Below are 7,827 nucleotides of genomic sequence, written 5' to 3' on the forward strand. Positions count from 1 at the left end.
CGCGGATCACATCATGGCCAGCGGTCAGGTGAACCGCACAAACAGGCCGGACACATGACTGCACCCAGCCTGGTCGCGCAGAACGTCGAATTTCCCTTGCAACGCAGGGGCCGTCCACACATGGGTGCAGGCCAACATCAAGGCCTTTGGCGGCGACCCCGCCAAGGTCACCATCTTCGGCGAAAGCGCAGGCGCCATGAGCGTCGGCCTGCATCTTTACGCCGTGCCGAAAAGTGCGCCGTTGTTCCGGGCCGCCATCATGGAAAGCAACCCGATGTCGGTGCAGTACCGCACGCCCGCGCAAGGCTCGAAGGACGGCTCGACCTATCTCAAGATGCTGTGCGCCGAGGCCGGCTGGAAGAAATGCGCGCCGACGGTGGCGCAATTGCAGACGGCGAGCCTGGATCAGGTGATGGCGGCGCAGACCGCCTATAGCGGCCAGGGCTCGTCCTTGTGGCGGATCATCCGCAGCGGCTTCCCCGAGGCGCTGCCCTGGACCCCGGTGGTCGACGGGACCTTCGTCACCGGCCAGCCGCTGGACGGCTATGCCAAGGGCATGCTGTCCAAGCCGACCCTGTTCGGCACCAATGCCGACGAAGGCGCCATCTTCGCCGGCATCGCCTGCGCCGGCGAAGCCACCACCAACGGAATCCCCAACCCCAACGCGGCCCAGTTGGCCCAGTGCATCCCCGCCGGCAAGACCAGTTCGCCGCTCAATCCGACCATGTATGGCGAGGCCATCGCCGGCCTGTTCAAGCCGATCAACGAACCGCGCATCACCGGGTTCAAGAATGCGGCCGGCGCACAGCCCTATAAGGCATCGGCGGCCACCGGCACCAGCTTCTACAACGGCACCGCCCAGACCTTCGCTTCGGTCATCAACGACCAATCGTTCCAGTGCGGCAACCTGCAAAGCGCCAACGCCGCCCTGAAGCAGGCGCCGAACAACCCGATCTGGGCCTATCGCTTCGCCCAGCCGCCCTTGTTCAATTCCTATCCGACGGTGCCGACCCAGGCCTGCGCGCCCGGCAACGGCCAGGTCTGCCACGGCAACGAACTGCCTTACGTGTTCAACACCCTGGACCAGTTCGTGCAGCCGGTGCCGGAAGCCGACGCCCAACTGGCGCCAGCCATGGGCCAGGCCTGGACCAGCTTCGCCGCCACTCTGACCCCACCGGCCGGCTGGACCCGTTACGTCGCCAACGGCCAGGTCCAGCTGTTCCAGGGCAGTGGCGGCACCATGGCGCCTGGCCCTGCGCAATCGTCCAACTGCACCGCCCTGTGGGACAAGGTCAGCCCGCGCACACCTTAAGGGCGAGCCAAGAAGACGGCTGATCCGCCGGAGTAATCCGGCGGATCAGTTGAAAACGCAGACCCGGCAACCGCGCCACGGCACGGTCTCCAGCGTTTCCGGCGCTGCATCCTGGATATTGCCGATCACGCATTCGCCGTGGCAGTCCAGGCAGCAACTGACGATGCGGCCATCCCACAACACGACGCCGGCATTCTCCTTGAGGAAGTAGCATTTGTTGAGGTCGATGGCCCGCTGCTTACCCTCGGCCCAACTGTGGAAGCGCAGGCCGTTTTCGTCGGCATTGGCGGCCTGGAGCACGGTGATGTTGGCGCCTTGGCATTTCTGCCGCCAATCCTCGAGGGCACGGAAATAGTCGGGGCGTGGTCGGCCCATTGATGGACCGACAAGGTGACGGAAATCGGGGTCGGAATACGCTTCAGCATCGCCAGCTTCTTTTCCAGCAGCAGGCCGTTGCTGCTGAAATGGATATTCATGCCGGCCTCGGCCATCAGGTTCAGGCGCTGTTCCAGCCGAGGATGCAGGAAGGGTTCGCCGAAATGGTGCAGGGTCAGTCCGTATTGGCCGGCCTTCTTGGCGATGTCGATACAGCGGGCCAGGGTCTTCTCGGACATGTGGCCCTTGGGCCGCTTCATGCGCGGATGCGGGCAATAGCCGCATTTCATGTTGCAGTAACTGGTCAGCTCGACCTGAAAAATCCGAAAGGGAACAGGTTCCACATCAACACCTCATCGCGCATCCAGAGGCGGCGATGGTCTAGCAAAAAGACCAGCGATGCAAGCATTTTGCCCTTGTTAGGTGTGCGTATCCACCGCCGCGAAATGAAAACGGCCCGCCGGGTTTCCCCGGCGGGCCGCCTTGGCTTTGGTGACAGCTACGCCGCCTTCGCGCGCCCGGCCACCAGTTCGACGATGTCGCCCATGATGGCGGTGATGTCGTAATCCTTCGGCGTGTAGATGCGGGCACAGCCCGCCGCCAGCAGGATCTTTTCGTCCTCTGGGGGGATGATGCCGCCGGCCACCACCGGGATATCGCCAATGCCGGCCGCCCGCATGCGGTCCAGCACCTCGGTCACCAGCGGGATGTGGCTGCCCGACAGGATCGACAGGCCGACCACGTGCACGCCTTCTTCCAGCGCGGCGTTGACGATCTGGGCCGGGGTCAGGCGGATGCCCTCATAGACCACTTCCATGCCGGCATCGCGGGCGCGCACCGCGATCTGCTCGGCGCCGTTGGAATGGCCGTCCAGGCCGGGCTTGCCCACCAGCATCTTGATGCGCCGGCCCAGCTCGGCCGAGACTTGATCGACGCGAGTGCGCACCACGCCGATCTTGTCGCCGCCGCTTTGGGCGGCGGCGCGGGCCACGCCGGTCGGGGCCCGGTATTCGCCGAACACTTCGCGCAAGGCCTGCGACCATTCGCCGGTGGTGACGCCGGCATGGGCGCAGGCGATCGACGGCTCCATGACGTTGCGGCCTTCCCCTGCAGCCGAGCGCAAGGCGGCCATCGCCGCCTCGACCGCGCTTTGGTCGCGCCCGGCGCGGAAGGCCTTCAGGCGCTCGATCTGTTCGGCTTCCGACCTGGGATCGACGGTCAGGATCGAGCCGTCGCCGGTGGTCAGCGGGCTGGGCTCGGTCTCGGTCCACTTGTTGACGCCGACGACGATCTGCTCGCCGGCCTCGATGGCGCCGATGCGCCGGGCGTTGGATTCCACCAGCTTCTGCTTCATGTAGCTGGATTCCACCGCGTTGACCGCGCCGCCCATCTCGTCGATGCGCGCCAATTCCTCGCGGGCGCCGGCCATCAGTTCATTGACCTTGCGCTCGATCTCGATCGAGCCGTCGAAGATGTCGCCGAATTCCAGCAGGTCGCTTTCATAGGCCATGATCTGCTGCAGGCGCAGCGACCATTGCTGGTCCCACGGACGCGGCAGGCCCAGCGCCTCGTTCCACGCCGGCAGCTGCACGGCACGCGCCCGCGCGTTCTTCGACAGCACGACGGCCAGCATTTCCATGACGATGCGATAGACGTTGTTTTCCGGCTGCTGCTCGGTCAGGCCCAAGGAATTGACCTGCACGCCATAGCGGAACCGCCGCGCCTTTTCGTCCTTCACGCCGTAACGCTCGCGGCAGATTTCATCCCACAGTTGGGTGAAGGCGCGCATCTTGCAAAGCTCGGTGACGAAGCGGATGCCGGCATTGACGAAGAAGCTGATGCGGCTGACCACTTGCTCGAAATCGGCTTCCGGCACGATGGGCTTGACCGTGTCCAGCACGGCGATGGCGGTGGCCAGCGCGAAGGCCAGCTCCTGTTCCGGCGTCGCGCCGGCTTCCTGCAGATGGTACGAGCAGACGTTCATCGGGTTCCACTTGGGAACCTCGCGGTAGGTGAAGGAAATCACGTCGCCGGTCAGCTTCAACGACGGCTGAGGCGCGAAGATATAGGTGCCGCGCGACAGATATTCCTTGATGACGTCGTTCTGGGTGGTCCCGTTCAAGCTTGAGCGCGCCGCCCCCTGGCGCTCGGCGGTCGCGATATACAGCGACAACAGCCAGGCGGCCGGGGCGTTGATGGTCATCGAGGTGTTCATCTTTTCCAGGGGGATGTCCTGGAACAGGGTTATCATGTCGCCGATATGGCACACCGGCACGCCGACCTTGCCCACCTCGCCCTTGGCCAGCGGATGGTCGGAATCATAGCCGGTCTGGGTCGGCAGATCGAAGGCGATGGACAGACCGGTCTGACCCTTGGCCAGATTGGTACGGTAAAGCTTGTTGCTTTCCGCCGCCGAGCTGTGGCCGGAATAGGTGCGAAACAGCCAAGGCTTTTCGCGGGCGGGGGTCTTGTCCGTCATGGGGGCCTCTATATGTCCGTACTCAAGGAAGCGCGCGACCTAATATTTCTTCGTCCGCGGGCGTGGCGAAACAAACTATCATTTTGTGCATTGCGAAGAAAGCCGCAAAACGCTAAAACCATCGGACTGTCCGCCGGCCCCTTCGGGCGTGGCTGAACCCCTGCCTGTTTTAGGAGAGAGTGGCATGAGCGAAGTGGCGACCAAGCCCGGCCAGGTGATCAAGGACCTCTACGAACTCGGCGAGATCCCGCCGCTGGGGCATGTCCCCAGCAAGATGTACGCCTGGTGCATCCGGCGCGAGCGCCATGGTGATCCCGACACCGCCATGCAGGTCGAAGTGGTCGACGTGCCGGATGTCGATCCGCACGAAGTGCTGATCATGGTGATGGCCGCCGGCGTCAATTATAACGGCGTGTGGGCCGCGCTCGGCAAGCCGATCTCGCCGTTCGACTATCACAAGGCCGAATACCACATCGCCGGCTCCGACGCCTCGGGCGTGGTCTACAAGGTCGGCTCGAAGGTTAAGCGCTGGAAGGTCGGCGACGAGGTGGTGGTTCACTGCAACCAGACCGACGGCGACGACGAAGAGTGCAACGGCGGCGACCCGATGAATTCGCCCAGCCAGCGCATCTGGGGCTACGAGACCCCGGACGGCTCGTTCGCGCAGTTCACCTGCGTCCAGGCCCAGCAGGTGATGGCGCGTCCCAAGCATCTCAGCTGGGAAGAAAGCGCTTGCTACACCCTGACGCTGGCCACCGCCTACCGCATGCTGTTCGGCCATCGTCCGCACGTCCTGCGTCCCGGCCATAACGTGCTGGTGTGGGGCGCCGCAGGCGGCCTGGGCTCGATGGCCATCCAGCTGATCGCCGTGTCGGGCGCCAACGCCATCGGCGTCATCTCGGAAGAAGACAAGCGCGAGTTCGTGCTGGGTCTGGGCGCCAAGGGCGTCATCAACCGCAAGGACTTCGATTGCTGGGGCCAGCTGCCCGACGTCGACGGCGACCAGAAGGCCTTCGCCGACTACATGAAGAAGACCCGCGAGTTCGGCAAGGCCATCTGGGACATCACCGGCAAGGGCAACGACGTCGACTTCGTGTTCGAACATCCCGGCGAAGCCACCTTCCCGGTGTCGTGCAACGTGGTCAAGCGTGGCGGCATGGTGGTGTTCTGCGCCGGCACCACCGGCTTCAACCTGACCTTCGACGCCCGCTTCGTGTGGATGCGTCAGAAGCGCATCCAGGGCAGCCACTTCGCCAACCTGCTGCAATCGTCCCAGGCCAACCAGCTGGTGATCGAGCGCCGCATCGATCCGTGCATGTCGGAATGCTTCTCGTGGGACGACATCCCGGCCGCCCACATGAAGATGCTGAAGAACCAGCACAAGCCCGGCAACATGGCCGTGCTGGTCCAGGCCCTGAAGCCCGGCCGCCACACCATCGAGGATTGCATCGAAGGCGATTGATCGTCGGCCTTCGACCACCCCTCGCCCCCTCCCTGGCCCCCGGCCGGGGAGGGGGTTCGCATGAAGAAACCAAGGACCGCCCCCATGACCGCCACCATCCTGCTTCCCGACCTGATCGCCACCTGCGCCGCAGCACTTGACACCGTCAAGGGCCTGCATGCCGCCGCCAAGGAATCCGTCACCGCCATGGTGTCGAACGGGGGCAAGATCGACGGGGCGCTGTTCGAGGCCAACCAGCAAGCCGCCCACGGCTATGCCTGGCTGACCACCTACGTCTCGGCGCTCGAGCAGATGCTGGACTGGGCCAAGCGGATCGAGGCGGGCGGCAAGTTCGGCGAGCTTGAGCAGCTGATGCTGCAATCGGCCTTCGGCGAATATGTCGCCCAGATCTATGGCGGCATCCCGATGAGCCAGGGCGAGCTGATCCGTCCGTCCGACCTAGGGCTGGAATCGGGCATCTGCCACAAGCACAGCTCGGACGCCACCAGCATCCTGCGCAAGAAGGGCAACGCGGCCGCCGTGCGGGTGCGCATCGCCCAGCTGATCCAGGACGGCCACCATTTCGGCGAGTTGGGCCTGGACGACGAGACCCTGGTGCTGATCCAGGAACAGTTCCGCCGCTTCGTCGAGGACAATGTCGCCCCCTATTGCCACGAATGGCACCTGAAGGACGAGCTGATCCCCCTGGACGTGCTGAACGCCGTCGCGGAGATGGGCGTGTTCGGCCTGACCCTGCCCGAGGAATATGGTGGGCTGGGCATGGGTAAGACCGCCATGTGCGTGGTCACCGAGGAATTGAGCCGCGGCTATATCGGCGTTGGTTCCCTGGGCACCCGGGCCGAGATCGCCGGCGAGCTGATCCGTCTGGGCGGCACCGAGGAACAGAAGCAGGAATGGCTGCCCAAGATCGCGTCGGGCGAGATTCTGCCGACCGCCGTGTTCACCGAGCCCAATACCGGCTCGGACCTGGGATCTTTGCGCACCCGCGCCGTCAAGGACGGCGACCATTACGTCATCACCGGCAACAAGACCTGGATCACCCACGCGGCGCGCACCGACGTGATGACCCTGCTGGTCCGCACCGATCCCACCACCAAGGATTGGAAGGGCCTGTCGATGATGCTGGCCCCGAAGATCAGGGGCACCGAGGAAAATCCCTTCCCGTCGGAAGGCATGACCGGCGGCGAGATCAAGGTGCTGGGCTATCGCGGCATGAAGGAATACGAACTGGGCTTCGACGGCTTCAAGGTGCCGGCCGCCAATTTGCTGGGCGGGGTGGAAGGCCAGGGCTTCAAGCAGCTGATGGAAACCTTCGAATCGGCCCGCATCCAGACCGCGGCGCGCGCCGTCGGCGTGGCCCAGAACGCCATGGAGATCGGCCTGAAATACGCGGGCGAGCGGGTGCAGTTCGGCAAGGCCATCTATAATTTCCCGCGCGTTGCCTGCAAGATCGCCTGGATGGCGGTGGAAACCATGATCGCCCGCCAGCTGACCTATTTCTCGGCGCGCGAGAAGGATGGCGGCCATCGTTGCGACATCGAGGCCGGCATGGCCAAGCTGCTGGCGGCCCGCGTCGCCTGGGCCAACGCCGACAACGCCCTGCAGGTGCACGGCGGCAACGGCTATGCCGAGGAATACCAGATCAGCCGCGTCCTGTGCGACGCCCGCATCCTCAACATCTTCGAGGGTGCCGCCGAAATCCAGGCCCAGGTCATCGCCCGCGGCCTGCTGTCGGGCGCGCGCGGTTAACCCGTCCTATTCACCATGGCGCTCAGAATTGTATGCCCCCGTAGTCGCCTGACGTTTGGGGCGTCTGACCACGACGGCCTTTCGGTCGTCTGGGTGATGTGATGGGCAGGCGGACGGGGTCTGGAGTTGTCGGGCGGGATTGATCGGGGCAATGACGGCCCCGTCGGTCACGGTCCGGCGGGCATCAGCGCCGAGGCGAGGTGGCGGATCGGGGCTGGCTGCGGCGAAGGCGAGACGGATGCGCGAGGCGGTCTCGATGACGCGGGCGCCCAATTTCAGCAGCCGGAGCCGGATGGTGGTGAACTCCGCGTTGGCCAGGGCATGAGTCTTGGGGATGGCGTCACGGAGGGTGAGCATCAGCGCGCGCAATAGAAGGTGTCGTAGATGAATTCGGCCGAGCCGGTGGCCAGGCTGGTGACGACAACGCGGATGTCGAGGCCCAGCGTGGTC

Annotated in this window: 5 protein-coding genes and 2 pseudogenes; 3 read left to right on the forward strand and 4 right to left on the reverse strand. The window is 64.7% G+C overall.

Features of this window, described 5'->3' with window-relative positions; translation table 11 throughout:
* Positions 1-124 precede the first annotated feature (124 nt).
* Entirely contained in the window at positions 125-1,312 is a 1,188-nt protein-coding gene (locus A6A05_RS00280) for a carboxylesterase family protein (RefSeq protein ID WP_068496323.1), read from the forward strand.
* A 45-nt stretch (positions 1,313-1,357) separates the two neighbouring features.
* On the opposite strand, the gene A6A05_RS21560 is transcribed toward A6A05_RS00280, so the two are convergent.
* From A6A05_RS21560 to A6A05_RS00295, 3 genes and pseudogenes are all read right to left on the reverse strand, one after another.
* Positions 1,358-1,687 (reverse strand): SPASM domain-containing protein, encoded by a 330-nt coding sequence (locus tag A6A05_RS21560; protein ID WP_068496325.1) that lies wholly within the window; start codon positions 1,685-1,687, stop codon positions 1,358-1,360.
* Positions 1,688-1,734: 47 nt separating this feature from the next.
* Positions 1,735-1,977, reverse strand: a pseudogene (locus A6A05_RS22215) (radical SAM protein); the annotation flags it as partial.
* A 209-nt stretch (positions 1,978-2,186) separates the two neighbouring features.
* Positions 2,187-4,166 (reverse strand): protein meaA, encoded by a 1,980-nt coding sequence (locus tag A6A05_RS00295; protein ID WP_068496329.1) that lies wholly within the window; start codon positions 4,164-4,166, stop codon positions 2,187-2,189.
* Between the two features lie 184 nt (positions 4,167-4,350).
* Here A6A05_RS00295 and ccrA point away from each other — a divergent pair, with 184 nt between their 5' ends.
* Positions 4,351-5,628: a crotonyl-CoA carboxylase/reductase gene (ccrA, locus tag A6A05_RS00300; protein WP_068496331.1), complete on the forward strand. Its 1,278-nt coding sequence runs from the start codon at positions 4,351-4,353 to the stop codon at positions 5,626-5,628.
* A gap of 84 nt (positions 5,629-5,712) precedes the next feature.
* Positions 5,713-7,377, forward strand: coding sequence for an acyl-CoA dehydrogenase family protein (locus A6A05_RS00305; RefSeq protein ID WP_082910574.1), 1,665 nt, complete (start codon positions 5,713-5,715; stop codon positions 7,375-7,377).
* A 167-nt stretch (positions 7,378-7,544) separates the two neighbouring features.
* On the opposite strand, the pseudogene A6A05_RS00310 reads toward A6A05_RS00305, so the two are convergent.
* Positions 7,545-7,827: pseudogene (locus A6A05_RS00310) on the reverse strand (transposase); the annotation flags it as partial.

This window comes from Magnetospirillum moscoviense (assembly GCF_001650635.1).
GTDB lineage: Bacteria > Pseudomonadota > Alphaproteobacteria > Rhodospirillales > Magnetospirillaceae > Magnetospirillum > Magnetospirillum moscoviense.

What these genes read in the sequence shown, in the direction of transcription:
- A6A05_RS21560 (WP_068496325.1), bottom strand. Translation starts at nt 1,687, where the DNA reads ATGGGCCGACCACGCCCCGACTATTTCCGTGCCCTCGAGGATTGGCGG.
- A6A05_RS00295 (WP_068496329.1), bottom strand. Translation starts at nt 4,166, where the DNA reads ATGACGGACAAGACCCCCGCCCGCGAAAAGCCTTGGCTGTTTCGCACC.
- ccrA (WP_068496331.1), top strand. Translation starts at nt 4,351, where the DNA reads ATGAGCGAAGTGGCGACCAAGCCCGGCCAGGTGATCAAGGACCTCTAC.
- A6A05_RS00305 (WP_082910574.1), top strand. Translation starts at nt 5,713, where the DNA reads ATGACCGCCACCATCCTGCTTCCCGACCTGATCGCCACCTGCGCCGCA.